The 26,328-nt window shown below is 63.6% G+C and carries 27 protein-coding genes; 13 read left to right on the top strand and 14 right to left on the bottom strand.

What is annotated here, in order from left to right; translation table 11 throughout:
* From P3C39_RS13085 to P3C39_RS13070, 4 genes are all read left to right on the top strand, one after another.
* Window positions 1–1,164, top strand: coding sequence for an acyl-CoA dehydrogenase (locus tag P3C39_RS13085; protein ID WP_013528296.1), 1,164 nt, complete (start codon window positions 1–3; stop codon window positions 1,162–1,164).
* A gap of 3 nt (window positions 1,165–1,167) precedes the next feature.
* Entirely contained in the window at window positions 1,168–3,246 is a 2,079-nt protein-coding gene (locus tag P3C39_RS13080) for an acetate--CoA ligase family protein (RefSeq protein WP_013528297.1), read from the top strand.
* Entirely contained in the window at window positions 3,239–4,021 is a 783-nt protein-coding gene (locus tag P3C39_RS13075; protein ID WP_013528298.1) for a carnitinyl-CoA dehydratase, read from the top strand. Before P3C39_RS13080 ends, P3C39_RS13075 begins: the two co-directional genes overlap by 8 nt.
* A 217-nt stretch (window positions 4,022–4,238) precedes the next feature.
* Entirely contained in the window at window positions 4,239–5,177 is a 939-nt protein-coding gene (locus P3C39_RS13070) for an alpha/beta hydrolase (RefSeq protein WP_027161011.1), read from the top strand.
* 35 nt (window positions 5,178–5,212) lie between these two features.
* Here P3C39_RS13070 and P3C39_RS13065 read toward each other — a convergent pair whose 3' ends face one another.
* The 5 genes from P3C39_RS13065 to P3C39_RS13045 form a co-directional block, all read right to left on the bottom strand.
* On the bottom strand, window positions 5,213–6,871 hold the full coding sequence (locus tag P3C39_RS13065; protein WP_275953206.1) for an FAD-binding dehydrogenase: 1,659 nt from the start codon (window positions 6,869–6,871) through the stop codon (window positions 5,213–5,215).
* 41 nt (window positions 6,872–6,912) lie between these two features.
* The gene (locus P3C39_RS13060) at window positions 6,913–7,899 is read right to left on the bottom strand and encodes a Gfo/Idh/MocA family oxidoreductase (protein ID WP_063169794.1); all 987 of its coding nucleotides are present in this window, start codon (window positions 7,897–7,899) and stop codon (window positions 6,913–6,915) included.
* A gap of 68 nt (window positions 7,900–7,967) precedes the next feature.
* A complete protein-coding gene (locus tag P3C39_RS13055) occupies window positions 7,968–8,543 on the bottom strand; it encodes a YceI family protein (protein WP_013528302.1) in 576 nt (191 codons plus the stop codon).
* Window positions 8,544–8,612: 69 nt separating this feature from the next.
* Window positions 8,613–9,185 (bottom strand): cytochrome b, encoded by a 573-nt coding sequence (locus P3C39_RS13050; RefSeq protein WP_013528303.1) that lies wholly within the window; start codon window positions 9,183–9,185, stop codon window positions 8,613–8,615.
* A gap of 291 nt (window positions 9,186–9,476) precedes the next feature.
* Window positions 9,477–10,367, bottom strand: a complete 891-nt coding sequence (locus P3C39_RS13045; protein WP_224675075.1) for a LysR family transcriptional regulator — start codon at window positions 10,365–10,367, stop codon at window positions 9,477–9,479.
* Window positions 10,368–10,463: 96 nt separating this feature from the next.
* On the opposite strand from P3C39_RS13045, the gene P3C39_RS13040 reads away from it, so the two are divergent.
* Window positions 10,464–11,459 (top strand): aldo/keto reductase, encoded by a 996-nt coding sequence (locus P3C39_RS13040; protein WP_275953207.1) that lies wholly within the window; start codon window positions 10,464–10,466, stop codon window positions 11,457–11,459.
* 110 nt (window positions 11,460–11,569) lie between these two features.
* Here P3C39_RS13040 and P3C39_RS13035 read toward each other — a convergent pair whose 3' ends face one another.
* The 8 genes from P3C39_RS13035 to infC all read right to left on the bottom strand — a co-directional run bounded on the left by P3C39_RS13035 (window position 11,570) and on the right by infC (window position 18,515).
* A complete protein-coding gene (locus P3C39_RS13035) occupies window positions 11,570–12,172 on the bottom strand; it encodes a nucleotidyltransferase family protein (RefSeq protein ID WP_275953208.1) in 603 nt (200 codons plus the stop codon).
* A 40-nt stretch (window positions 12,173–12,212) separates the two neighbouring features.
* Window positions 12,213–14,621: a phenylalanine--tRNA ligase subunit beta gene (pheT, locus tag P3C39_RS13030; protein WP_275953209.1), complete on the bottom strand. Its 2,409-nt coding sequence runs from the start codon at window positions 14,619–14,621 to the stop codon at window positions 12,213–12,215.
* Window positions 14,618–15,040, bottom strand: a complete 423-nt coding sequence (locus P3C39_RS13025; protein ID WP_275953210.1) for a GFA family protein — start codon at window positions 15,038–15,040, stop codon at window positions 14,618–14,620. The genes pheT and P3C39_RS13025 overlap by 4 nt, the downstream gene beginning before the upstream one ends.
* Window positions 15,037–16,134, bottom strand: a complete 1,098-nt coding sequence (gene pheS, locus P3C39_RS13020; protein ID WP_013528309.1) for a phenylalanine--tRNA ligase subunit alpha — start codon at window positions 16,132–16,134, stop codon at window positions 15,037–15,039. The genes P3C39_RS13025 and pheS overlap by 4 nt, the downstream gene beginning before the upstream one ends.
* A gap of 153 nt (window positions 16,135–16,287) precedes the next feature.
* Window positions 16,288–16,689: a 50S ribosomal protein L20 gene (gene rplT, locus P3C39_RS13015; RefSeq protein WP_013528310.1), complete on the bottom strand. Its 402-nt coding sequence runs from the start codon at window positions 16,687–16,689 to the stop codon at window positions 16,288–16,290.
* A gap of 93 nt (window positions 16,690–16,782) precedes the next feature.
* A complete protein-coding gene (gene rpmI / locus P3C39_RS13010; protein WP_006201248.1) occupies window positions 16,783–16,986 on the bottom strand; it encodes a 50S ribosomal protein L35 in 204 nt (67 codons plus the stop codon).
* Between the two features lie 181 nt (window positions 16,987–17,167).
* Window positions 17,168–17,815: an isoprenylcysteine carboxylmethyltransferase family protein gene (locus P3C39_RS13005; protein ID WP_013528311.1), complete on the bottom strand. Its 648-nt coding sequence runs from the start codon at window positions 17,813–17,815 to the stop codon at window positions 17,168–17,170.
* Window positions 17,816–17,978: 163 nt separating this feature from the next.
* Window positions 17,979–18,515, bottom strand: coding sequence for a translation initiation factor IF-3 (gene infC / locus P3C39_RS13000; protein WP_013528312.1), 537 nt, complete (start codon window positions 18,513–18,515; stop codon window positions 17,979–17,981).
* Between the two features lie 220 nt (window positions 18,516–18,735).
* Between infC and P3C39_RS12995 the strand changes: the two genes are divergently transcribed.
* From P3C39_RS12995 to P3C39_RS12980, 4 genes are all read left to right on the top strand, one after another.
* Window positions 18,736–19,506: an alpha/beta hydrolase gene (locus tag P3C39_RS12995; protein WP_275953212.1), complete on the top strand. Its 771-nt coding sequence runs from the start codon at window positions 18,736–18,738 to the stop codon at window positions 19,504–19,506.
* Window positions 19,506–20,648 carry a benzoate/H(+) symporter BenE family transporter gene (locus tag P3C39_RS12990; protein ID WP_275953213.1) on the top strand — a complete coding sequence of 381 codons (1,143 nt, stop codon included), beginning with the start codon at window positions 19,506–19,508 and terminating at the stop codon, window positions 20,646–20,648. The genes P3C39_RS12995 and P3C39_RS12990 overlap by 1 nt, the downstream gene beginning before the upstream one ends.
* 117 nt (window positions 20,649–20,765) lie before the next feature.
* Window positions 20,766–21,248: a DUF2852 domain-containing protein gene (locus P3C39_RS12985; protein WP_063169787.1), complete on the top strand. Its 483-nt coding sequence runs from the start codon at window positions 20,766–20,768 to the stop codon at window positions 21,246–21,248.
* A gap of 100 nt (window positions 21,249–21,348) precedes the next feature.
* On the top strand, window positions 21,349–22,107 hold the full coding sequence (locus P3C39_RS12980; RefSeq protein WP_013528316.1) for a M48 family metallopeptidase: 759 nt from the start codon (window positions 21,349–21,351) through the stop codon (window positions 22,105–22,107).
* A gap of 5 nt (window positions 22,108–22,112) precedes the next feature.
* Here P3C39_RS12980 and P3C39_RS12975 read toward each other — a convergent pair whose 3' ends face one another.
* A complete protein-coding gene (locus P3C39_RS12975) occupies window positions 22,113–22,331 on the bottom strand; it encodes a hypothetical protein (RefSeq protein WP_013528317.1) in 219 nt (72 codons plus the stop codon).
* Between the two features lie 112 nt (window positions 22,332–22,443).
* Between P3C39_RS12975 and P3C39_RS12970 the strand changes: the two genes are divergently transcribed.
* From P3C39_RS12970 to accD, 4 genes are all read left to right on the top strand, one after another.
* Window positions 22,444–23,103, top strand: coding sequence for a phosphoribosylanthranilate isomerase (locus tag P3C39_RS12970; RefSeq protein ID WP_275953214.1), 660 nt, complete (start codon window positions 22,444–22,446; stop codon window positions 23,101–23,103).
* 91 nt (window positions 23,104–23,194) lie between these two features.
* Window positions 23,195–24,445, top strand: a complete 1,251-nt coding sequence (trpB, locus tag P3C39_RS12965; RefSeq protein WP_275953215.1) for a tryptophan synthase subunit beta — start codon at window positions 23,195–23,197, stop codon at window positions 24,443–24,445.
* A gap of 2 nt (window positions 24,446–24,447) precedes the next feature.
* On the top strand, window positions 24,448–25,287 hold the full coding sequence (trpA, locus tag P3C39_RS12960; protein WP_013528320.1) for a tryptophan synthase subunit alpha: 840 nt from the start codon (window positions 24,448–24,450) through the stop codon (window positions 25,285–25,287).
* A gap of 101 nt (window positions 25,288–25,388) precedes the next feature.
* The gene (gene accD / locus P3C39_RS12955) at window positions 25,389–26,315 is read left to right on the top strand and encodes an acetyl-CoA carboxylase, carboxyltransferase subunit beta (protein ID WP_013528321.1); all 927 of its coding nucleotides are present in this window, start codon (window positions 25,389–25,391) and stop codon (window positions 26,313–26,315) included.
* Window positions 26,316–26,328 lie beyond the last annotated feature (13 nt).

Here is a 26,328-nt window from a genome sequence, read left to right as displayed (position 1 = left end):
ATGGATTTCGGGCTGTCGGAGGAACAGAAGCTCATCGTCGAGACGACGCGCGCGTTCGTCGAGAACGAGCTTTACCCGCATGAGCGCGAGGTCGAGCGCACCGGCGTGCTGCGCCGCGACCTGATCGAGGAGATCAAGGTAAAGGCGATCGAGGCAGGGCTCTATGCCGCCAACATGCCGGCCGATGTCGGCGGAGCCGGCCTCGATACGGTGACCTGGCTGCTCTACGAGAAGGAACTCGGCCGCGCCAATTACGCGCTGCACTGGACCTGCGTGGCGCGCCCCTCCAACATCCTCCTGGCCGGCACGCCCGAACAGCGCGAAAAGTATCTGTTCCCCTGCATCCGTGGCGAGAAATGGGACTGCCTGGCGATGACCGAGCCGGGCGCCGGCTCCGATTTGCGTGGCATGAAGGCAACCGCCGTGCAGGACGGTGACGACTGGGTGCTGAACGGCACCAAGCATTTTATCTCCCACGCCGACCTCGCCGACTTCGCCATCGTTTTCATGGCCTCAGGCGAAGAGGATTCGCCGCGCGGCAAACGCAAGAAGATCACCGCCTTCTTCGTCGATAAGGGCACCAAAGGCTTCACCGTCCGTGACGGCTACCGCAACGTCTCGCATCGCGGCTACACCAACGCCATCCTCGAATTCGACGATTGCCGGCTACCCGGAGCCCAAGTGTTGGGCGAAGTCCACAAGGGGTTCGATGTCGCCAATTCCTGGCTAGGCGCCACCCGGCTGCAGGTCGGCGCCACCTGCCTCGGTCGCGCCGAGCGTGCGCTTGGCCATGCCGTCGAATACGCCGCGCAACGCCAGCAGTTCGGCCAGCAGATCGGCAAGTTCCAGGGCGTATCGTTCAAGCTTGCCGACATGGCGACCGAATTGAAGGCCGCCGACCTGATGGTGTTCGAAGCCGGCTGGAAGTACGATCAGGGCACCGTCACCGACCAGGACATGGCCATGGCCAAGCTGAAGGCCACCGAAATGCTCGCATACGTCGCCGATGAAGCGATCCAGATCCATGGCGGCATGGGGCTGATGGACGATCTGCCGCTGGAGCGCATCTGGCGCGACGCGCGCGTCGAGCGCATCTGGGAAGGCACATCCGAGATCCAGCGCCACATCATTTCAAGGGCGCTGCTGCGCCCGTTCGGGGCATAACATATGCATAAACTGGAGCGTCTCCTGCGGCCTAAATCGATCGCCGTCTTCGGCGGCGCGCAGGCCGCAGCCGTCGTCGCGCAATCGATCAAGATGGGTTTTGCCGGCGAGATCTGGCCGGTGCATCCGACCAAGGACGAGGTTGCCGGTCGCAAGGCCTATCGTTCGGTGGCTGACCTGCCCGGCGCGCCGGATGCTGCCTTTGTCGGCGTCAACCGGCATTTGACCATCGAGGTGATCAAGGCGCTGGCCGAACGCGGCGCCGGCGGCGCCGTCTGCTTTGCCGCCGGCTTCCTCGAAACCGAGGCCTATGACGATGATGGCGAGCGGCTGCAGGCCGAGCTGGTCGCGGCGGCCGGCCAGATGCCGATCATCGGGCCGAATTGCTACGGCCTGATCAATTATGCCGACGGCGCGCTGCTGTGGCCCGACCAGCATGGCGGCATAAGACTGGCCGAGGGCGGCAAGGGCGTCGCCATCATCACCCAGTCCTCCAACATCGCCATCAACATGACCATGCAGAAGCGCGGCCTGCCGATCGCCTTCCTGATGACCGCCGGCAACCAGGCGCAGACCGGCCTATCCGAAATGGCGCTCGGCCTGATCGAGGATGAGCGCGTCACGTCGCTCGGCCTGCACATCGAGGCCTTCGATTCGGTAGCCGGCTTCGAACGGCTGGCGGCACGAGCCCGCGAGCTGAAGAAGCCGATCATCGCCATGAAGGTCGGCCGTTCCGAACAGGCCAGGCAAGCGACTGTCTCGCATACCGCGTCGCTCGCCGGCTCGGACGCGGCCTCGGGTGCGTTCCTGCGGCGGCTCGGCATTGCGCGTGTCGATTCGATCCCCGCCTTCATCGAGGCGCTGAAGCTGCTGCACATCACCGGACCTTTGCCCGGCTATAGGCTGTCGTCGATGAGCTGCTCCGGCGGCGAGGCCTCCGTCATGGCCGACAGCGCCGAAGGCCGCTGGGTCAATTTCCCTGTGCTGACCGACAGCCATCGCGCCCATGTCAAATCGACGCTCGGGCCGCTGGTCGCGGTCGCCAATCCCTTGGACTATCACACCTTCATCTGGAACAACGAGCCGGCGATGACCGCCACCTTCACCGCCATGGTGTCGGGCGGTTTCGACCTCAACATGCTGGTGCTCGATTTTCCGCGACCCGACCGCTGCTCGGTCACCGACTGGTGGGCGACGTTGCGCGCTTTCGAATCGGCGCTCAAGACCAACAAGGCGCATGGTGCGATCGTCTCCTCGCTGCCGGAGAACCTGCCGGAGGAATACACCGCCGAACTGATGGCGCGCGGCATGGTGCCGTTGTTCGGCATTTCGGAAGCGATGGATGCAGCCGGCGCAGCAGCCTTCATCGGCTGGGCTTGGGCTGAACCGCAGGCGCAGCCGATCGACACGTCGGCCTCCGGCGCCTCTGGCGGGGACCACGTCACGCCCGACGAAGCCGAGGCGAAGTCACGGCTGATCAAAGCCGGCCTGCCGGTGCCGAAGGGCGAGCGCGCCGCCAATGCCGTCGAAGCGGTGATTTCGTCGATGGCGCTCGGCTTTCCCGTCGCGTTGAAGGCGCTCGGCGTCACCCACAAATCCGAAGTTGGCGCTGTCAGGCTCAATCTCAGGGATGCCGAATCCGTCAGCACCGCAGCGCATGACCTGTTGCCGCTCGGCACCGGGCTCTATGTCGAGCGCATGGTGCGCGACGGTGTTGCCGAACTCATCGTCGGCTTCACCCGCGATCCGATGTTCGGCGCGGTGATGACGCTCGGCACTGGTGGCGTGCTGGTCGAACTGTTGCGCGACAGCGTCACGCTGATGCTGCCGGCGACCCGCGACGATATCGAGGCGGCGCTGCGCGGCCTGAAACTGTTCCCGCTGCTCGAAGGCTATCGCGGCCGGCCGAAGGCCGATGTCGCGGCTGCCATCGATGCTATCTCTGGCATTGCCGCCTTCGTGCAGCAGAATGCCGGTGAGATCGAGGAACTGGACATCAACCCGCTGATCGTCTGTGCAGAGGGCAAGGGCGCCTGGATCGCCGACGCGCTGCTGGTGCTGGGAGAGAACAAGAATGTCTGACGTCATTTCGACCCGCCGCGAGGGCACCATCCTCGAAGTCACCCTCGACCGGCCCAAGGCCAACGCCATCGACCTGAAGACCTCGCGGCTGATGGGCGAGACCTTCAAGGCGTTCCGAGACGATCCGGAATTGCGCGTCGCCATCGTCAAGACCGCTGGCGACAAGTTCTTCTGCGCGGGCTGGGACCTCAAAGCAGCTGCCGGCGGCGATGCGGTCGACGGCGACTATGGCGTCGGCGGCTTTGCCGGCCTGCAGGAGCTGCGCGACCTCAACAAGCCGATCATCGCGTGCGTCAACGGCATGGCGGTCGGCGGCGGCTTCGAGCTGGCGCTGTCCTGCGACCTCATCTACGCCTCCGATCATTCCTCCTTCGCGCTGCCCGAGATCCGAGCCGGCACGCTGGCCGACGCGGCGACGATCAAGCTGCCGAAGCGCATCCCCTACCATGTCGCCATGGACCTTCTGCTCACCGGCCGCTGGATGGATGTCGCTGAAGCGCATCGCTGGGGCTTGGTCAACGAAGTGCTGCCCAAGGAAAAGCTGGAAGATCGCGTCTGGGAGATCGCCCGGCTGCTCGCAGGCGGCCCACCGCTGGTGTTTGCCGCGATCAAGGAGACGGCGCGCGTGGCCGAGGCGCTGACCTTCCAGGACGCCATGAACAAGGTGACCCGCCGGCAATTGCCGACGGTCGATGCGCTCTATGGCTCCGAGGACAATATGGAGGGTTTTCGGGCTTTTGCGGAGAAGCGTGAGCCGGTGTGGAAGGGGAAGTAAGGATTGTTGCCGAAATGACGGCGCTCACCCCCCTCTGTCCTGCCGGACATCTCCCCCTCAAGGGAGGAGATTGGCAGCTTCGATCTCTGCACTCTTCTTGCGACGCAGAAGGTTGGCGAAAGCCTTCGCAACATCCGATCTCCCCCCTTGAGGGGGAGATGTCCGGCAGGACAGAGGGGGGCGCCCAGGCTCAGCCTTGGCCGCCTCTCCAGCACCCATGACCGACTACATCAAGCTCATCGATGCCGAGACCTGGGCCTTCATCGAGCGGACCAATTCCTATTACCCGCCCGATACGATCGACTACACGATCGCGCAGCAGCGCGAGATTTACGACCGCATGTGCCGGGAATTCTTTGCCGGCTACCCCGAGGGCGTCGCTGTCGAAACCTCCGCCATTGCAACGCCGACGCATGACATCCCGATCCGCATCTACCGAAGCACACTTCAGGAAGCCGTGACGGTGCTCTATGTCCATGGCGGTGGCTTCATCCTTGGTGGGCTGGACAGCCACGACGATGTTTGCGCGGAGCTGTGCTCGCGCACAGGCTATGAGGTGGTCTCCGTAGATTACCGGCTGGCGCCGGAACATTTGCATCCAGCCGCCTTTGACGATGCCATGAGCGCCTTCGAATGGGCCGCCGCCAATCGCGATCATCCTATCGTGCTCTGCGGCGACAGCGCCGGCGGCAATCTCTGCGCCGCCGTCAGTCACGCCACGCGCGGCCATTCGAAAAGGCCGGTCGGCCAGGTGCTGATCTATCCCGGCCTCGGCGGAGACCGCTCGAAAGGCTCCTATGTCAAGCACGCCGAAGCGCCGATGCTGACCGTGCGCGATCTCGAATTCTACAAGCACATTCGCACTGGAGGGCAAGACCGTAGCGGCGATGCGACGCTGGCCCCGCTTGCCGACACCGATTTCTCCAACTTGCCGCCGACAGTGCTGATCACCGCCGAATGCGACCCGCTGTCATCGGATGGCGAGACCTATCGCGACCTGATCATCACGGCAGGTGGCCACGCGACGTGGTTCGAGGAGCCGGGATTGGTTCACGGCTATCTCAGAGCCCGGCACACGGTTGGCCGCGCCCGCACCAGCTTCACCCGGATCGTCGATGCGGTGACCGCGCTTGGACGGGGCGGCTGGCGCTGGTGATCGCGGCAAAACTCTGAGGACCAAGTGGCGCCCCTTCACGCCACCGAGGCAGCCGCTGCCCGGCCGGCGCTGCGGCCGGAAAAGATGCAGCCGCCGAGGAAGGTGCCTTCGAGCGCCGCATAGCCATGCACGCCGCCGCCGCCGAAACCGGCGGCTTCGCCGACGGCATAGAGCCCGGCGACCGGCTGCCCATCTGCCCCCAGCACGCGGCTGTCGAGATCGGTCTGCAGGCCGCCCAGCGTCTTGCGGGTCAGGATGTTAAGCCGCACCGCGATCAGCGGGCCATTTGCCGGATCGAGCATCTTGTGCGGCTTGGCCGTGCGGATCAGCCGGTCGCCGAGATAGGCGCGCGCGCCGCGCAGAGCGGTGATCTGCATATCCTTGGAGAACGGGTTGTCGAGCTGCCTATCGCGGGCGCGGATCTCGCGCTCGACTTGAGCCACCCCAAGCAGCGCCTCGCCGCCGGCCAGCGCGTTCATGCGCGCGACCAGCGCCGGCAAATCGGCCTCGACGATGAAGTCTTCGCCCTTTTCCATGAACGCCTTGACGGGGCCCGGAATGCCCGATGTGGCGCGGCCGAGCACCTGGCGCCAGCTCTTGCCGGTCAGATCGGGGTTCTGCTCGGAGCCCGACAGCGCGAACTCCTTCTGGATGATCTTCTTGGTCAGGATGAACCAGGAATAGTCGAAGCCGGTGCTCATGATGTGGGAGAGCGTGCCCAGAGTGTCGAAGCCGGGATAGAGCGGCACCGGCAGGCGCTTGCCGCGCGCATCGAGCCACAGCGATGATGGGCCGGGCAGGATGCGTATCGCATGGTCGGTCCAGATCGGCGCCCAGTTCTTGATGCCCTCGACATAGTGCCACATGCGGTCGCGGTTGATGATCGAACCGCCGGCCTGTTCCGTGATCGCCAGCATGCGGCCGTCGACATGGTCGGGCACGCCGGTGATCATGCGCTTGGGCGCCGCGCCCAGCCGCTGCGGCCAGTTTTCCCGTACAAGCTGATGGTTGGCGCCGATGCCGCCGGAAGCGACGATCACGGCTTGCGCGCGAAGCTCGAAATCTCCTGATATTTCGCGCGAACTCTTGTGGCCGCGCTCGGCGGTGCTCGGTTGCAGGATGTCGCCGCGCACCCCGTCGACAGTCGCACCCGTGCGGGTCAATTCATCGACCCGATGGCGGAATTTGAAACTGATCAGTCCGCGCTTCTGCGCCTCGCGCACGCGCTGTACGAAAGGTTCGAGAACGCCGGGGCCCGTGCCCCAGGTGATGTGGAAGCGCGGTACCGAATTGCCGTGGCCGATGGCATTGCCGCCGCCTCGCTCGGCCCAACCGACCACGGGAAAGAATTTCAGGCCGCGCTGTATCAGCCAGGAGCGTTTTTCGCCGGCGGCAAAGCCGACATAGGCTTGCGCCCATTTGCGCGGCCAGAAATCCTCGGGCCGATCGAAAGCCGCGGTGCCCAGCCAGTCTTCCAGCGCCAGGTCATGCGAATCGCGGATGCGCATGCGCCGCTGCTCGGGCGAATCGACGAGGAAAAGGCCGCCGAACGACCAGAATGCCTGGCCGCCGAGCGACTGCTCCGGCTCCTGGTCGACGATGATGGTTTTCTTGCCGGCCTCGGCGAGCTCGGCGGCGGCAACCAGCCCTGCAAGGCCGGCGCCGACAATGATCACGTCCGCATCGTCAGCCATTTTTCCTCCCAGAATTAGCCGGCTATTTCAATGCGAGGAATTCAGACGGTCTCCCAGCCTTCTTTGCCGCCGGCGCGGAAGATGGCGTCGATGACTTTCTGGTTGAGCACCGATTCCTCCAGCGTGAAGACGCGCTCCTTGCCGCCCTGTGCCGCGCGCGCGAAGGTCTCGACCTCCAGCCGGTACTGCTGCGTGCCGGGAAAGCGGAAAACCTGCGCCTCGGTGTGGTTCTGGTTGTGCAGTTCGACGCGGTGGTGGTCGTAGAGCCCGGCATTGAAAGGCGAGAACAACTCGATGAAACCCTTCTCGCCGTGGAACACCATCACCTGGCGCGCCGCCATCTGCGTCGACAGATAGAACGACAGCTCGAAGTCACCGAAATCGGCACGGATCGAGGAGTAGATGTCGGTGCCGAATGTCTTGTCGCGCTCGATCGTCGCCTGCACGCGCAGCGGCTCCTTGCCGGTGGAAAAGCGCGTCGACACGGTCGGGTAAACGCCGATGTCGGGCAGCGCGCCGCCGCCGAGGTCGAGCTGGTTGCGCATGTTGCTGGGGTCGACGTTGTAGTAGGAGAACGCGCCCTGCACATGGCGCAGCCGGCCGATGGCGCCGCTGGCGATGAGCTCGCGCACCTTGATCCATTGCGGGTGGTAGATGACCATGAAGGCTTCGCAGACCAGCACCTTTTTCTGGTCGCGCAGCTTGATCAGCGGCAGGATGTCCTTGGCGTCGAGCGCCAGCGGCTTTTCGACCAGCACATGCTTGCCGGCTTCGATGGCCTTGGCCGACCACTCGACATGCTGCGAGGTCGGCAGCGGGATGTAGACGCCGTCTACTTCTTTCGAGGCGAGCAGTTCCTCATAGGAGCCGAAGGCATGGCGTGCACCGAAGCGGTCGGCCAGCGCCTTGGCCTTCGACAGGTCGCGGCTGGCGATCGCCGACAGCACGCCATTCTCCGCCTCGACCATCGCCGGCAACAAATGCTCGCGGCCGATCTTGGCCGTCGACAACACACCCCATCGGAACATCAGGTTTCTCCATCACGATTACAGGCGACGAGGTTTGCCCGAAATCGCCGGAAAAGCCAATGACGAGGTCAGCCCCTTTTGCCGGTCAGCGTCATGTCGAAGTCGACGATGTTGGAATAGATCGGCGTGCCGACATCCATGCCGTAGCGCGACCTCAGCACCTTGCCGGTGACATGGAATTTGATCATGCCGGCCTTGAGACCGCCGAGCTCGGCCGTGAATTTTTCCGGGAACGTCTTGCCGCGCGCCGTCAGCCGGCCGCTGACCAGAGCCGTGGTGTCGCTGGTTCGGGTCACGCTGGTAGAGCGGAACTGGATTTCCGGGCTGTTGGCGGCATCAAACACCGCGTCGGAGCGCAGGAAGGCATCGATACGGCCCTGGCCGGTGCCGACGCTTTCGGGAAAAATGGTGAAATTGACAGCTGAGCGCCCGACATCGCTGTTGTCGATGCGGATCGAGCCCTTGAAGCGGGCGAAGGTGCCATTGAGGCCGCCGCCGCCGACCTTGCCGATGGAGAAGCGGATGCTGGAACTGGCCGGGCTGATCGAATAGCTGCCGGCGGCGTCACCCAGCGCGACGGCCGCAGAAACAGGCATGGCAAGGCAAGCGGCGACCGCCGCAAATCCGAGGATGCGCGTGTACATGGGGATGTTCCTTGTTGGAGGCAGCGCATTTCTTGCGCCCTCACTCCATGAACGAATGAACCGCTCGCTCTATTCCGAATCTGACGAAGGCGTGACCATGCGCGTGAGCACGCCATCCCTGAGCTGGAAATGATGCCGCAGCGCCGCCGCGACGTGGAGAGCCACAAGCGTCATGCCGGCATAGGCGAGATACCAATGTGCCGCCGCCCAGAAGCTCTCGGCACCATCCGATTCGGCCAGCGGCAGGTTCGGCATGACGAACAGGTTGAATGGCAGGCTGGGGATCTCCAGCATCGAGACCGACACCAGCGCCCAGCCGGACAAGGGCAAGGCAAGCTGAAACGCGTAGAGCGCAAGATGGGCCAACGGTGCTGCCCGACGCTCCAGGGTTCCGACCGAGCGCGGCAGCGCCGGCGTTGCATTGCCAAGACGCCAGGCGATGCGCAGCAACACAAGCCCGAGCAGCAGGAAGCCGAAAGATTTGTGCAGTTGGATCAGCTCGAAGGCGGTGCGCTGGCTGGTCAGCCGCACCATGACGAAGCCGAGCCCGAACTGGCCGATGAAAATGAGCGCAATCAGCCAGTGGAGAAGGATCGCGCCCCAGCCATAGCGGGTGGCGCTGTTGGTGATCGATGTTTGCATGGGGAGTGAACGAATGTTGGTTCGGCTTTCTTCCAGCGCGCTTCACCCTCCCCCTTGTGGGGAGGGGCGCGCAGCAAATGCCGCGAAGCGGCTTTTGCGAGGCGGGGTGGGGGTCTCGTAGGGCGCTACCCACCCCGTCCCTCAGCCGACCTATCGGGGCGAGCCGCCGATCTCGCCCGTCCTTCGGACTCCCATCAGGGCCCTCCGGAGGGAGACGAAAGGCGCGAGCTTATCACAGCCGGTGCCCTTCCTCTCCCTCCGGAGGGCCACAAGGGGAGGGGCGAGCCCGCTCTATCCACTCACCTTGAAGAAATCGACAAACGCCCGGAGCGCCGGGCGCATTTGCCGGCGGCTCGGATAATAGACGAAGAAGCCGTCGAAGGAGGGGCACCAGTCCTCCAGCACACGGATCAGCCTGCCGTCGGCGAGCGGCGCGCGGACATAATCCTCAAAGACGAAGGCGAGCCCAGCGCCGTCGACCGCCGCCTGGGCGATCAAGTGGTCCTCGTCGAGGATCAGCGGTCCCTCCACCGCCATCTCGATCGCCTCGCGGCCTTTCTCGAACTCCCAGCGGTAGAGGATGCCGCTGGAGAAGCGGAAGCGGATGCAGCGGTGGTCAGCCAGGTCGCGCGGGTGACGCGGCTTGGGGTTGACCTCGAAATAGACCGGGGCGCCGACCACCGCGCCGCGAAGGTCCGGCCCGATGCGCACCGCGATCATGTCGCGCTGCAGGCTCTCGCCTAGCCTGACGCCAGCATCGAAGCCCCCTTCCACCACGTCGGTGAAACGGTCCTCGATGACGATCTCCAGCACGATATCGGGATAGGCCGACGCAAAGGCGCCCAACCGTGGCGTCAGCGCCAAATGGGCTGCGGTGCGCGGCACGGTCAGGCGCAGATTGCCGGCCGGCCGGTCGCGTGTCTCGATTGCCGTCTCCAGCGCCAGATCGATCTCCGACAGCGCCGGCCGCAGCCGTTCCAGCAACTGCGCACCTTCTTCGGTCGGCGCGACGCTGCGTGTGCTGCGCGCCAGCAGCCGAACGCCAAGCCGCGCCTCTAGGCTGGACACCGCATGGCTGACCGCCGAAGGCGCGATGGCCAATTCCCTGGCCGCGCCGCGAAAGCTGCCGCATTGGGCAACGGTTGCCAGCACGGCCAGTTGGGAAAGATGCGCGCGATTCATTGATCTATCTTTTAGAACAGCCCGTGCAAATGAGAGCCGATTATCGAACACAAGGCAAGGCGCTATTTCTCCCGCATCGCAACAAGGAGACGCGTTATGCAAACCCGCAAGCTAGGAACTGAATTGAACGTCTATCCCGTCGGCCTCGGCTGCATGGGCATGAGCTTCGCCTATGGCGGCCAGGCGGAAGCCGACGCAATCGCCACGCTGCACCGCGCCATCGATATCGGCGTCAATTTCTTCGACACGGCGGAGGTCTATGGCCCGTTCGAGAACGAGATCCTGCTCGGCAAGGCGCTGAAGTCCGCGCGTGACAAGGTGACGATCGCGACAAAATTCGGCTTCAGGATTTTGGAGGAAGGTACAGGCCTCGACCGCATGGCCGGCGTCGACAGCCGCCCCAAGCACGTCAAGGCGGTCGCCGAGGCGTCGCTGAAGCGGCTCGGCACGGATGTGATCGACCTCTACTACCAGCACCGTGTCGACCCCAACGTGCCGATCGAAGACACGGTCGGTGCCATGGCCGAGCTGGTGCGCGAGGGCAAGGTGCGCGCGCTCGGCCTGTCGGAGGCGAGTGCGGCGACCATCCGCCGGGCCCATGCCGTGCATCCAATTGCTGCCGTGCAGAGCGAATATTCGCTGTGGAGCCGCGACCCGGAAGACGAGGTGTTCGCCGTCTGCCGCGAACTCGGCATCGGTTTTGTTCCCTACAGCCCGCTCGGCCGTGGCCTGCTGACCGGCACGATCGCCAAGCCCGAGGCGCTGAGCGACGACGACTGGCGCCGGACCTTGCCGCGCTTCCAGGCCGAGGCGATGGAAGCCAACGCCGCTGTCATCGCGACGCTGGAAAAGCTGGCAGCTGAAAAGGGGGTAACTTCGGCCCAACTGGCGCTGGCCTGGGTGCTGCACCAGGGCGATTTCATCGTGCCGATCCCCGGCGCAAGAAGGATACGCCATCTGGAGCAGAATGCGGCGGCTGCCGGGATCGCGCTGAGCGCGGTCGAGGTGCAGGCGATTGGTGACGCGCTGTCGCCCGACAAGGTGGTCGGTAGGCGCTATGCGGAGAAGGAGCTGACGCTGGTCAATGGTTGAAAACTGGTGAGTAATCGGAAGGGGCGCCGCGCGCCCCTTTTTCGTACGCAGCGCGGTGCAGAAGGTGGGGACGCTGACGTGAAGCGCCCCCCTCTGCCCTGCCGACATTTTTACCAAGGCTCGACACTAATCTCCGGCCAGTTCTCCCTTGCACGCTTACCCTTCGCCTCATGCGTGCGCTGATTGTCCATCACCCGGTTCGGCGTGATGCGAAACGAGAAAATGTCGTCAAGACCAAACGGTGCCACGATCTCGAGCTGCCCGTCAGCGTCGTATCGAACCCCGACGGCGTGCGTCTTCGAGGCAAAATGGCTGACGGATTCGCTGGCGCTCGAATAGCGCGGGCACGGCCGTCCGAACTTCTGCGGATACCACAGATGCACCCGCGCCTGGTTGCGCACCTCGACCGGCAACGCCAGCCCCTCGAAATGCTTCTCCGCCCGGCGGATCACCGCGTCCTCGGCCTCATAGGACAGGTCGCTGTCATCGAAGTAGAAAAGATCAACATCCTTGATGCCGTAGCCCGACGGTTTGCCGGTCAGGTGGTTCCAGATGCTGTTGTAGAGAGCGCCGGATACCGCCAGCCAGTCCGGCAGGTCGAGCGTGCGAGCCCGCGCCACCGCGTCGCATAACAGCGGGTCGGCAGACACGATGGCGAGAAACGCCGCGCGCTGTTCTTCAAGGGGAAGGCCGGAATACCGCAGATGGTCCATCGCCCTTTGGAGGGCGATTCGCCATCTGCTCGCAAGTTTTTTAGCCCCGCAGAACGCCCCCGGTCTGCTTGCCGACATTCTCGATGATGCGCTTGGCCAACGCCTCGAAATCCTCGTCGGTGAGCGTCTTTTCGACCGGCTGGATCGACACTTCGATGGCGATCGATTTTTTGCCCTCGCCCAGCGAAGCGCCTTCGAAAATATCGAAGACCGAGACGGCGGTGATGAGCTTCTTGTCGGCGGCGAGCGCTGCGCGCACCAGCGTGCCGGCCTCGACCGACTTGTCGACGACGAAAGCGAAATCGCGCTTGACCGCCTGGAAGGGCGACAGTTCCAGTTTCGGCTTGGTTTTCGTCGGCTTGGCCTTCGGTTCAGGCACGGCATCGACGAAGACCTCGAAGCCGCACAGCGGGCCGGAAACATCGAGGCCCTCCAGCGTCTTCGGATGGAATTCACCGAAAGTGCCGAGTACGGTTTTCGGGCCGAGCTTGATCGTGCCGGAACGGCCGGGATGATACCAGGCCGGGCCGCCGGCCTCGATCTGCAGCCGGTCGACAGGCGCACCGCAGGCTTCAAGTGCGGCGATCGCATCGGCCTTGGCGTCGAACACGCCGACCGGGCCGGAATTGCCGGCCCAGTTGCGGCCGGAACCGTCGAGCTTGGCGGTGCCGCGGCGCACGCCGGCGGCGACGCGCCGCTGCTGGTCGGCGCCGTCGCCCTCATAGGTGCCCGACACTTCGAACAGCGCCACGTCGCCAATACCCTTGTCGGCATTGCGCTGGGCAGCCGCGATCAGCCCCGGCAGCAGTGAGGGCCGCATGTCGGACATGTCGGCGGCGATCGGGTTGGCGAGCTTCAGCGCGGTCTGGCCGCCGCCGAACAGCTCGGCGTGCTTGGCCGGAATGAACGACCAGGTAACGGCTTCCATCATGCCGCGCACGGCAAGCGCGCGCTTGGCCGTGCGGGTACGGACCTGCAGCGTGGTGAGGATCTTTGCATTGACCGCGTCATGCGCACCGAGCGGCTGCGGCGCGATGTTGTCGACACCGTGGATGCGCATGACCTCCTCGACCAGGTCTGCCTTGCCATCGACGTCGGGGCGCCAGGACGGCACGGCGACATCGACGACATCGCCCGAGCCCTCCGGCTTGAAGCCGAGGCGCGACAGGATGTCGAGGCTTTCCGCGCTGGGAACCTCGATGCCGGTCAGCCGCTTCACTTCCGAAAGCGGGAAGGAAACGATCTTCGGCGTGTGACCGGCATAACCGACGACCTCCATTTCGGTCGGCGTGCCGCCGCAGAAATCGAGCACCAGTTTCGTTGCCAGTTCGACGCCCGGAACCATGAATTCGGGGTCGACGCCGCGCTCGAAGCGGTAGCGCGCATCGGTGATGATGCCGAGCGTGCGGCCGGTGCGCGCCGTGGTGATCGTATCCCAAAGGGCGGATTCGATCAGCACATCTGAGGTGTTCTCGTCGCAGCCCGAATGCTCGCCGCCCATAATGCCGGCGATCGACTCGACGCCGTTGTCATCTGCGATGACGCACATTTCCGGCGTCAGCGTGTATTCGCGGCCGTCGAGCGCCTGCACCTTTTCGCCATCGCGCGCGCGGCGCACGACGAGATTGCCGGCAACCTTGCTGGCGTCGAACACATGCAGCGGGCGGCCGCGGTCGAAGGTGACGTAGTTGGTGATGTCGACCAGTGCGCTGATGGGTCTCAGCCCAATGGCGATCAGCCGCTGCTGCAGCCATTTTGGCGAGGGTCCATTCTTGACGCCCTTGACCAAGTTGAGCGCGAAGCCGGGGCAAAGCTCCGGCGCTTCGATCGTCACCTTGACCGGACACATGCCATTGCCGACATGCGGCATGATGGCGCCGCCGACGAGGCGGCCAAGCCCGCTCGCCGCCAGATCCCTGGCGATGCCGTAGACGCTGGTGGCATCCGGCCGGTTCGGCGTCAAGTTGATCTCGATGACCGGATCGTCGATGTGCGCATAGGCGGCGAAGCTGGTGCCGACCGGCGCATCCTCAGGCAGGTCGATGATGCCATTGTGTTCGTCGGACAGCTCCAGCTCGCGCTCGGAACACATCATCCCGTGGCTTTCGACGCCCCTGATCTTGCCGACCGTCAGCGTTACGTCGATGCCGGGCACATAGGTGCCGGGCGCGGCAAAGGCGCCGATCAGGCCCGCGCGAGCGTTTGGCGCGCCGCAAACGACCTGCACCGGAGGCTTGCCGTCGCCGGTGTCGACGGTCAGCACGCGCAGCCGGTCGGCATCGGGATGCTGAACCGCCGTCAGCACCCTGGCGATGACGAATGGTTTCAGGCTCGACTTGTCGTCGACATGCTCGACTTCGAGACCGATCGAAGTCAGCCGCTCGACGATCTCGTCGAGCGTGGCGTCGGTCTCGAGGTGGTCCTTGAGCCAGGAGAGGGTGAATTTCATGGGACTGTTCCGTCTGGTCTTTTGACGCTTGATTTCAGATGTCTCGGCAGGTCGTCGGACATATGCAGGAAGGCAAGCTGCTCGCCGATATAGGCATGCAGCGTCGGCTGGAAATCGGCCGGCATGTCCATGGCGCCGAGCATGAAGTAGATGTCTTCTTCCAGCTGCTCGTCGACATAGGCGATGGGTGAGCCGCAGGTGCCGCAGAAAGAGCGCGTCACCGGGCCGTTCTCATACATCTTCAGCGCCTTGCCGGTGAACGCGACCTGATCGACCAGGAAGCCGACAAAGGCCGACACCGGCGCGCCGCTGGCCCGCCGGCAATCGCCGCAATGGCAGTAGCTGACGTGATGCGGTTCGGCAGAGGCCTCGAACCGCACGGCGCCGCAGCGGCAGCCGCCGGCATAGGGCGCTGTCATGCGCTCAGGCCTCCGAACAAAGTCGGCATGTCGAGCGGCCGGAAGCCGTAATGCGACAGCCAGCGCACGTCTGCATCGAAGAAGGCGCGCAGGTCCGGCATGCCGTATTTCAGCATGGCGATGCGGTCGATGCCCATGCCCCAGGCAAAACCCTGATATTCGTCCGGATCGAGACCGCCATGGCGCAGCACGTTGGGATGCACCATGCCACAGCCGAGGATCTCCATCCAATCGGAGCCTTCGCCGAAGCGCACTTCGCCGGGCCGCGAGCGATCGCACTGGATGTCAACCTCGAGGCTTGGCTCGGTGAACGGGAAGAAGGACGGCCGGAAGCGCATCTTGACCTGCGGCACCTCGAAGAAGGCCTTGCAGAACTCCTCCAGCACCCATTTCATGTTGGCAACGTTGGCGGTCTTGTCGATCACCAGCCCCTCGACCTGATGGAACATCGGCGAGTGGGTGGCGTCCGAATCCTGCCGGTACGTCTTGCCAGGTATGACGATGCGGATCGGCGGCTTCTTCGTTTCCATGGTGCGGATCTGCACCGGCGAAGTGTGCGTGCGCAAAAGCTTGCGCTCGCCCTTCTCGTCCGGCTGGAAGAAGAAGGTGTCGTGCATCTCGCGCGCCGGATGGCCTTCGGGGAAATTCAGCGCGGTGAAATTGTAATAGTCGGTCTCGATGTCGGGACCTTCCGCGATGGAAAACCCGAGGTCGCCGAAGATCGCAGCAATCTCGTCGATGACCTGGCTGATCGGATGGATACGGCCGCGCTCGGCCGGCGACTGCCGCACCGGCAGCGTCACGTCGACCTTTTCGGCGGCGAGGCGGGCGGTGATCGCCACATCCTTGAGCTCAGCCTTGCGGGCAGTCAGCGCGTCGGTGACGCGGTTCTTGAGGCCGTTGATGGCTGGGCCTTTGATCTGGCGCTCCTCGGCGGTCATGGCGCCAAGTGTCTTCAGCATCTCGGACACGCTGCCCTTCTTACCGAAAGCAGCGATGCGCACGGCCTCGATGGCCGGCTCATCGGCGGCCGAGGCGATCTCGGCCAGAAGTGAGTTTTCAAGCGTATCCAGGCCAGTGGTTGCGTCGTTCACGGTCAAACTCGCTGCGTTGGGAGGTCGGCCTCAAAGTGAAAGTCACTCCTAAAGTGAAATCACTCCAAGGATCAGGCAAAAGAAAAACCCGCGCCAGCCGTGCCAGCGCGGGTTCCCCAAATCAGAATTGCGAATGCTTGGGAAGCGCTGGTCTTAGGCGACAGCGCTTTCAAAAGCGTTCGGCGTGGTGTTCTTCAGATATTCGAGCGCCACCTTGGCCTTGGCGACCAGGGCCGCGAAAGCCTGCGGCTCGTGGATGGCCATGTCCGACAGGATCTTGCGATCGATCTCGATGCCCGACTTGTTGAGGCCGTCGATGAAGCGGCCATAGGTCAGGCCATGCTCGTGGGTCGCGGCGTTGATACGCTGGATCCACAGCGCGCGGAAGGAGCGCTTGCGGTTCTTGCGGTCGCGGTAAGCGTATTGCAGCGACTTTTCCACCGCCTGCTTGGCGATGCGGATGGTGTTCTTGCGGCGGCCGTAGAAGCCTTTCGCGGCTTTCAGGACCTTCTTGTGCTTGGCGTGCGAAGTGACGCCTCTTTTTACGCGTGCCATGTCATGATCTCCTTAAAAGCAATTCCAGGAAAAGTGCCTTGCGGTTTTCCGTTCGGAATTGCGTAAAACAAATGCGTGTCCGGACCGAATGCCTTAGAGGCCGTTCGGCAGAAAATTCTTGATGACCTTCTTGCCATCCGGTTCAGCCAGAACCATCGTGCCGCGGGCATTTCGAATGAACTTGTTGGAACGCTTGATCATGCCGTGACGCTTGCCGGCCGCAGCCGACAGGACTTTACCCGTACCTGTGATCTTGAACCGCTTCTTGGCGGCCGATTTGGTCTTCATCTTGGGCATTTTGCTACTCCGTATTGTTGGCGCACTATCGCGCTTCTTGTTCGCTTCAGGCCGACCAAAGCCCGAAAAGCAAATGAAACCGCCACGGCATGCCCTGCCGGGCGGTTTTCTTGAACGGCGGTGCTATACGTCAAAGACGGCCCGCGCGCAACACCTGTGGAGATGCGGCGCTGTGTCCTCGTCAGGGCAGCGTGAACCAGACCGGCAACATGCCTGACAGCTGGGCGCCGTCGATCAATTCGAAGGCCGGCAGCGCGATCAGAAACACCAGGCCGTCGAGCAGCGTGGTCAACAGCAGGCGCGGCTTGAAGTTTCCGGTATCGCCCTCCTGGTAGAGCGACAGTTTTGGGAAGAAGCGCGGCACCCGCGCCAGATAGGCCTGATACGGCGCGCCGAGCGCTTCCTTGAGGAACTTCTCCTCGCGCAGGATGACGATATGGAACGCCCCCGCGCACAAAAGCCCGAAGAGGATGATACCGGAGAACGAACCGATCTGCGCGCCGACACCGGCTGCGGCTACGGTCGAGAACACATAGAGCGGGTTGCGAGTGATCGAGTAAGGCCCGCCAGTCACCACCTCGGACGATTTGCGCCCGCCTATGTAGAGTGTCGCCCAAAGGCGGCCCACGATGCCGAGGAAAATCAGCAGCACGCCGAACATTTCGATCGTCTCGTGCACGGCTGTGTCGGGCGGAAACGTCGATTGGCCAAATAGCAATGCTGCAAACAGCACGACCACGAGAACGGCAAGCACTATCCGGCGCATATGCTGGTAATTGCCCAGCCCGTGTTTGAAGTCCACGTCCGAAACCTTGACTTCATCGACCATAGTGAATCCGATCGTCAGGAATTTTGCCGGCGATCGCAGCGTCTGAACAAGAAGAAGGCGTCCCGCCGATCGCCGGGACGCCTTGCGATGTGATTCAGGCGGATTTAAGCGCGATGGCCAAGCCTGACGTCATCGTGATCCTAGATACGCGCCGATGCAGATCTTAGCGCGGCGACAGCACCATCATCATCTGGCGGCCTTCGAGCTTCGGTTCCGCTTCGACCTTGGCAATCGTCGCCACTTCCTCGCGGACCTTGTTCAGAAGCTGCATGCCGAGTTCCATATGCGCCATCTCGCGGCCACGGAACCGCAGCGTCAGCTTGACCTTGTCGCCTTCCTCGAAGAAGCGGCGAACCGCCTTCATCTTGGTCTCGTAGTCATGGCTGTCGATGTTCGGGCGCATCTTGATCTCCTTGATCTCGATGACCTTCTGGTTCTTGCGCGCCTCGGCCGCCTTCTTCTGGTTGGCGTATTTCAACTTGCCGAGATCAAGGATCTTGACGACGGGGGGCACCGCGTTGGGCGATATCTCGACGAGATCGAGCCCGGCCTCTTCGGCCAGCAGCAATGCGTCGTTGATGGAAACATCGCCGCGGTTCTGGCCTTCGGCGTCGATAAGCTGGACCCGGGGAACCCGGATGTCACGGTTGGAGCGCGGGCCATCCTTGGTCGGCGCCGCTGCTTTGAAAGGTCTGCGAATGGTCGTGGTCTCCTTGGCCGTTTCGTTCAGGATTTGTCAGTGTTGATGCATGGACGCGCCAATGTGGTGAGCGCGCGGGCGGAGTCAATAGCACAGCATTGACAGAAAATCACCCTGATCGCTGCCCTGCACCAAACAAAGAACATAGTGAGCACTTTTCGCCACGCCACCGACCGTGCCACAAGAATCCCGCGCCAGAAGAGGGCCTGAGGAAAAAGCCATGACCGCAACGCCCCCCGTCTTTATGGATGTCGACGGATCGCGCATCGCGGTGCGCCATACTGCTGGCTCTGCGCCCGGCATCGTCTGGTTCGGCGGCTACAAGTCGGACATGCTGGGCGCGAAGGCGCAGACGCTGTCGGGCTGGGCGGCAAAAGAAGGCCGCGCCTTTCTGCGCCACGATTATTCCGGCCATGGCGAATCCGGCGGCGCCTTTGCCGACGGCACGATTTCGACATGGCTTGCACAAAGCCTTGCCGTGTTCCGGCATTTCACCAAGGGCAAACAGATCCTGGTCGGCTCCTCGATGGGCGCCTGGATCGCGCTGCGCATGGTGCAGGAATTGCGCAAGGCTGATGACAGCAACGTCGCCGGCCTGGTGCTGCTGGCGCCGGCACCGGATTTTACCGCTGAACTGATCGAACCGGTGCTGACCAAGGCGCAGAAGCGCGATCTCGCCAAAAAAGGTTTCTTCGAAGAGCCGTCGGACTATTCCACGGAACCCTACATCTACACCCGCGCCCTGATCGAGGACGGGCGCGACAACCTGACAATGACAGGCCCGATCGACACCCATTGCCCGGTGCATATCCTGCAGGGCCTGGCCGATGCGGATGTGCCGGCAAGCCATGCACTGAAGCTGGTCAGCCTGCTGCCCGCCGACGACGTGACCCTGTCGCTGATCCCTGACGGCGACCATCGCCTGTCGCGACCGCAGGATCTCGACATGCTGGTGCGGGCCGTCGATGCGATGGCGCAGAGGGGAAACTGATGCGCCTTTCCATTCCGATATCCGCCTTCGTCGCGGCGATCGTCGGCTTCGGCGGCACGCTGGCCATCGTCATCGCCGCCGCCAACGCAGTCGGCGCGACGCAGATCGAGACGGCAAGCTGGGTGACGACGATCTGCCTGGCCATGGCGATCGAGAGCCTGTGGCTGTCATGGCGCACGAAAATGCCGGTCATCACCGCCTGGTCGACACCGGGCCTGGCGCTGATCGCGGCATCGAGCGGCTTTTCGATGGGTGAGGCCGTCGCCGCCTTCATCGTCACCGGCGTCCTTCTGATCGCCACCGGGCTGTTTCGGCCCCTGACGAAGCTGATCTCGAGAATACCGCCTTCCGTCGCCTCGGGCATGCTGGCCGGTATCGTCGTCACCTTCGCGCTCAATGCGGTGAAGACCATTCCCATCGACCCGTGGCTGATCCTGCCGCTGATTGCAGCCTTCTTCGTCATCCGGCTGTTCAACCCGGCGCTGTCGGTGCTGGCGGTGCTGATCGGCGGTGGCCTTGCCGCTTTCCTCACCGGCCGTGTCGGCGGCCTGCCGACACCGGAACTGTCGACGCTGACGCTGATTGCGCCTGATTTCACCGCCAAGGCGATGATCGGGCTGGCACTGCCGCTCTATCTCGTCACCATGGCTTCGCAGAACCTGTCCGGCCTCGCCGTGCTGCGCGCCGCCGGCTACCATCCGGAGCCCGGCCCGCTGATCGGCGTCACCGGCCTGTTTTCGCTGCTGTCGGCGCCGTTCGGCGGCTCGACCACAAATCTGGCGGCGATCTCGGCCGCGATCTGCACCGGGCCGGACGTCCACCCCGACCCCGCCGAGCGCTGGAAGACCGGGCCGTTCTATGCGCTCGCCTATCTCATCTTTGCGATTTTCGGCGCTTCGCTGGTGGCGATCTTCGCGGTGCTGCCACAGAGCCTGATCGTGCTGGTGGCGGGCCTGGCGCTGATGGCTTCCCTCGCCAACGCGCTGTCTATCGCGCTGAAGGAAGAGGCGGATCGCATGGCCGCCACCGTCACCTTTGTCGTCACCGCGTCGGGTCTGACGTTGTTCGGCGTTGGCGCCGCATTCTGGGGCCTGGTTGCCGGGCTGGTCGTGCTTTTCCTCGATATGATCAAAAAGCGATAAACATTTCAGATGCTTGTCCGGATTTGGCGGACATTGTCTTGAATCGCCGTTTTTCTCTTCCCATTTCGATTCCACGCAGCCGGGTTTGGCTGTCTCCAACCGAAGGAATGGGAGAAAATGAACACATCCGCATTGATCCGTCCGGCCTGGACGCCGGCAACCATCGCGTTGATGGTTGTGGGTTTCATGGTGTTCTGGCCACTCGGCTTCGCCATGCTCGCCTACATCATCTGGGGCGACCGCCTCGATGGCTTCAAGCGTGACGTCAACCGCGCGACCGACGGCATCTTCGCCGGTTGCCGCCGCGGTTCCGACAAGGCCGCGCGCTGGGGCAATGGTTCCGCCCGCACCGGCAACGTCGCTTTCGACGACTGGCGCGAAAAGGAACTTGAGCGGCTGAACGAAGAGCGCCGCAAGCTCGACGAGATGCTGACCCAGTTCGACGAATACGCCCGCGAATTGCGCCGCGCCAAGGATCAGGACGAGTTCGACCGCTTCATGGCCAACCGCAACAAGTCGACGGCGCCGACGAAGACCGATCCGAGCACCGGAACGACGACCACCAAGCGTGGCAAGGGTTCGAACCTGCTTGACGACTGAGATCCGGCGACTGGTCACATCGTGAAAAAACGGCGTCGCGCGAGCGGCGCCGTTTCTTTTTTGTTCTAGTCGTTTTTCTCGAATCGCGTATCGTCCCGCCATGACTCTCGGCTTCTTTCGCAATCTGACAAAGCCCAAGCCCACGCCTGTCGTGGAGCGCGAATATTGCGTCGCCGGTCGCACGCTGCCGCTCAAGATCGTCGAGAGCGCCAGGGCGCGCCGAATGACGCTGCGTATCGATTCAGGCGGCCAGGGTCTGCGCATCACCGTGCCGCCAGGCCTGCGCCGCGGCGAAGTAGACAGGTTCCTCGAGCGGCATCAGGACTGGCTGGAGCAGCGACTGGCCAAGGTGCCGACGCGGCCGCAGGTGCGGCCCGGCATCAGGATCCCGGTGCGCGGCGTGCCGCACCGCATCGTCCATGAACCGTCAAAGCGCGGCACCGTCACCGTGTCGCGCGACGAACGTGGTCCGCTCTTGATCGTGCATGGCGACCGCATACATCTGCCGCGCCGCCTCGCCGATTTCCTCAAGCGCGAGGCCAAGAAGGAAATCGAGAAGCTGGTGGCCAAGCACACCGAGGCGCTTGGCAAGCGCGCCAAGGCGATCCGCTTCAAGGACACGTCAAGCCGCTGGGGGTCATGCACCTCCGAAGGCAATCTGTCCTTTTCCTGGCGCATCATGATGGCGCCGTCGCCGGTCATCAACTATCTCGTCGCGCATGAAGTGGCGCATCTCAAGGAGATGAACCACGGCCCGAAATTCTGGAAACTGTGCGAAAAGCTCTGCCCCGACACCGATCGCTGCAAGGACTGGCTGAAGCGCAATGGCGGTGCGCTGCAGGCGATCATGTTCGAGTAGATCGCTCAATCGTCGTTGGCGGCGTTCAAGTCTTCGGGCCGCAACCCCTCATCGCCATGATGCGGCCACGGCAGGAAATTGCCGTCGAACTCATCGCCGCCGAAATAGTCGAGCGCGCGGTGCGCCTCGGCGCCATTGAAGGCGGCCTTGTCGATCAGGTGCGCGATGACCTCGCGCGCCTGCGCAATCTTCTGCCTGAGTTCGGCTACGGTTCTGTCGGCCATGATCGTGCTCCCGCCTTGCGTCCTGTCCATCCATAGATAGCGCCTTTGGCCGTGCCGGCAAACAGCATGCTTTTTCTCGACTCTTATCGCTTTTCATGCCAATTCCCGCGCCATGGCACTCGACATCAAGATCTGCGGCTTGAAGACCGACGCGGCAATGGCCGCGGCGCTGGCCGGCGGCGCCAGCCATGTCGGGTTTATCTTCTTCGCCAAAAGCCCGCGCTATGTCGAACCTGCCGAGGCTGGCCGTCTGCGCGAGGGCGCGCGCGGCAAGGCGATGGCGGTTGCCGTCACCGTCGATGCCGGCGACGCCTTCCTGGATGAAATCGTTGCCAAAATGCAGCCCGACATGCTGCAGCTGCACGGCGCGGAAACGCCCGAGCGCGTCGCCGAGGTCAAAGCCCGCTATGGCCTGCCGGTGATGAAGGCGCTGCCGCTCAGCGAGGCCGCCGATCTCGAACGAATGAAGCCATTCATCGGCATAGCCGACCGGTTCCTGTTCGACGCCAAGCCACCGAAAGGCTCCGAACTGCCGGGCGGCAATGGTGTTGCCTTCGACTGGCGCATTCTCGCCGGCCTTGACGGCGGCGTCGATTACATGCTTTCCGGTGGGCTCAACGCCGCCAATATCGGCGATGCCCTTCGGCTTGCCAACCCGCCTGGGATCGACATTTCTTCAGGCGTGGAAAGCGCGCCGGGCGTCAAGGATCCGGCGCTGATCGAACAGTTTTTCCGGGCCGTCAGGGCCGCGCGGAACACCCGCGCAGCCTAGTGGTGCCTCAAACCAGAGCATGTCCCGGAAAAGTGGGAACCGGTTTTCCGACAAGGACATGCCTCATAGTCAAGATGCTAGGAGATCGGCGATGAACAAGCCGGCGACACCCAATTCCTTCCGCACCGGGCCCGACGAACAGGGCATGTTCGGCATTTTCGGCGGTCGTTTCGTTGCCGAAACGCTGATGCCGCTGATCCTCGATCTGGAGCGGCACTGGAACGAGGTCAAGAACGATGCGGATTTCAGGGCTGAGCTGACTGACCTGTCGACCCACTATGCCGGACGGCCGTCGAAGCTTTATTTCGCCGAAGGCCTCACGAAGCATCTTCGTGAGGTTTCCTCGGCCAGGGGCCTCGCGGGCGGCGCGAAGGTCTACTTCAAGCGGGAGGATTTGAACCACACCGGTTCGCACAAGATCAACAACTGCCTCGGCCAGATCCTGCTGGCCAAGCGCATGGGCAAGAAGCGCATCATCGCCGAGACCGGCGCCGGCCAGCACGGCGTGGCCTCGGCCACGGTTGCGGCCCGCTTCGGCTTTCCCTGCGTCGTCTACATGGGCGCCACAGACGTTGCCCGGCAAAGCCCGAACGTCTTCCGCATGAAGCTGCTCGGCGCCGAAGTGCGCCCGGTGACCGCCGGCCACGGCACGCTGAAGGACGCCATGAACGAGGCGTTGCGCGACTGGGTCACCAATGTCGAGGACACTTATTACCTGATCGGCACCGCCGCCGGCCCGCATCCCTATCCGGAGCTGGTGCGCGACTTCCAGTCGGTGATCGGCATCGAGGCGCGGGCACAGATCCTCGAGCAGGAAGGCCGGCTGCCCGACACCATCATCGCCGCTGTCGGCGGTGGTTCGAACGCCATCGGCCTGTTCCATCCCTTCCTCGACGACAAGGAGGTCCGCATCATCGGCATCGAAGCCGGCGGTCGCGGTCTCGACGGCATCGAGCATTGCGCCTCGATGAATGCCGGCGCGCCGGGCGTGCTGCATGGCAACCGCACCTATCTCCTGCAGAATTCCGACGGCCAGATCATGGACGGCCATTCGATCTCGGCCGGCCTCGACTATCCCGGCGTCGGGCCGGAGCATTCCTGGCTGCGCGATTCAGGCCGGGTCGAATACGTGCCGATCCTCGATGACGAGGCGCTGGAGGCTTTCAAGCTGACGACGCGCGTCGAAGGCATCATCCCGGCGCTGGAATCGGCGCATGCCATCGCGCATGCGGTGAAGATCGTGCCTGCCATGAACAAGGATCAGATCGTCATCGTCAACCTGTCCGGCCGTGGCGACAAGGACGTGCACACGGTGGCCAGCATGCTGGGCATGGAGATCTGATCATGGCCACCCGCATCGACCGCCGCATGGCGAAGCTCAGGAACGAAGGCCGCCCGGCGCTCGTCACCTATTTCATGGGCGGCGACCCCGACTACGACACCTCTTTGTCGATCATGAAGGCGTTGCCGGGCGCAGGTTCCGATATCATCGAGCTCGGCATGCCGTTCTCCGATCCGATGGCCGACGGCCCGGCGATCCAGGCGGCGGGCTTGCGGGCGCTGAAAGGCGGTCAGACGCTGGCCAAGACGCTGAAGATGGCGGCCGACTTCCGCGCCGGCGACAATGAAACGCCGATCGTGCTGATGGGCTACTACAATCCGATCTACATCTATGGCGTCGACCGCTTCCTCAAGGACGCGATCGCCAGCGGCATCGACGGGCTGATCGTCGTCGACCTGCCCCCGGAGATGGACGAGGAACTGTGCATTCCGGCATTGAAAGCCGGCATCAACTTCATCCGGCTGGCGACGCCGACGACCGACGACAAACGCCTGCCCAAGGTGCTGCAGAACACGTCGGGCTTCGTCTATTACGTGTCGATGACCGGCATCACCGGCTCGGCACTGGCCGACACCGGCAAGGTGGCGGCGGCGGTCAAGCGCATCAAGGGCCACACCGACCTGCCGGTCTGCGTCGGCTTCGGCGTCAAGACCGCCGAGCAGGCCCGGGTGATCGGCGCCAATGCCGACGGCGTCGTCGTCGGCACCGCGATCGTCAATGCGGTGGCCAATGTGCTGGGGCCGAAGGGCGAGAAGACCGCCGATCCGGCCGAGGCCGTCGCCACGCTGGTCAGCGGCCTAGCGCAAGGCGTGCGCTCGGCCCGCCTTGCTGCTGCCGAATAGTTTCCCTACGTCAGGTCTTGTGCATGCCGTTATCCCAGAACCGGTTCCCACTTTTGGGCGACATGCATTAGCAACTCTTCGTCAGGACAGGAGCCGAAGCGATGAACTGGATCACCAATTACGTTCGCCCGAAGATCAATTCGATGCTCGGCCGGCGCACCGACATGCCCGAGAATCTCTGGATCAAGGATCCGGAGACCGGCGAGATGGTGTTCCACAAGGACCTGGAATCGAACCAGTTCGTCATTCCCTCGTCCGGTCATCACATGAAGATCTCGGCCAAGGAGCGGCTGAAATTCTTCTTCGATGGCGGCAAATACGAGACCCTGGACAACCCCAAGGTCATGCAGGATCCGCTGAAATTCCGCGACGAGAAGCGCTATGTCGACCGGTTGAAGGACGCCAAGGCCAAGACCGGCCTTGAGGACGCGATCATCAATGCGCTGGGCACCGTCGAGGGTCTGCCGGTTGTGGTCACGGTGCAGGACTTCGCCTTCATGGGCGGTTCGCTCGGCATGGCCGCCGGCGACGCCATCGTGCACGGCTTCGAAGTGGCCCTGCAGCGCAAGCGGCCGCTGATCCTGTTTGCTGCTTCCGGCGGCGCCCGCATGCAGGAAGGTATTTTGTCCCTGATGCAATTGCCGCGGACAACGGTCGGTGTCGACCGGCTGAAGGAAGCCGGCCTGCCCTACATCGTCGTTTTGACCAACCCGACCACGGGCGGCGTGACCGCCTCCTACGCCATGCTGGGCGACGTGCACATCGCCGAGCCCGGCGCGCTGATCGGCTTTGCCGGACCGCGCGTCATCGAACAGACCATCCGCGAGAAACTGCCCGATGGCTTCCAGCGCTCCGAATATCTGATGGAGCACGGCATGGTCGACATGGTCGTATCCAGGCTGGAAATGCGTGAAACGATCGCGCGCCTGCTCAAGATGCTGCTCAAGCTGCCGGAAGAGCAAAAAACGCTGGAGCCGGAAATCCTGCCGCCGGCGGTGGTTGCCGCGGAAGCTCGGCCGCAAGCCTGAAGCGACACGAAGC

Source organism: Mesorhizobium sp. XAP4, from assembly GCF_029269325.1.
Lineage (GTDB): Bacteria > Pseudomonadota > Alphaproteobacteria > Rhizobiales > Rhizobiaceae > Mesorhizobium > Mesorhizobium ciceri.
Note: the sequence above shows the minus strand (reverse complement) of the source record. Positions and strands in the feature narration are given on the sequence as shown.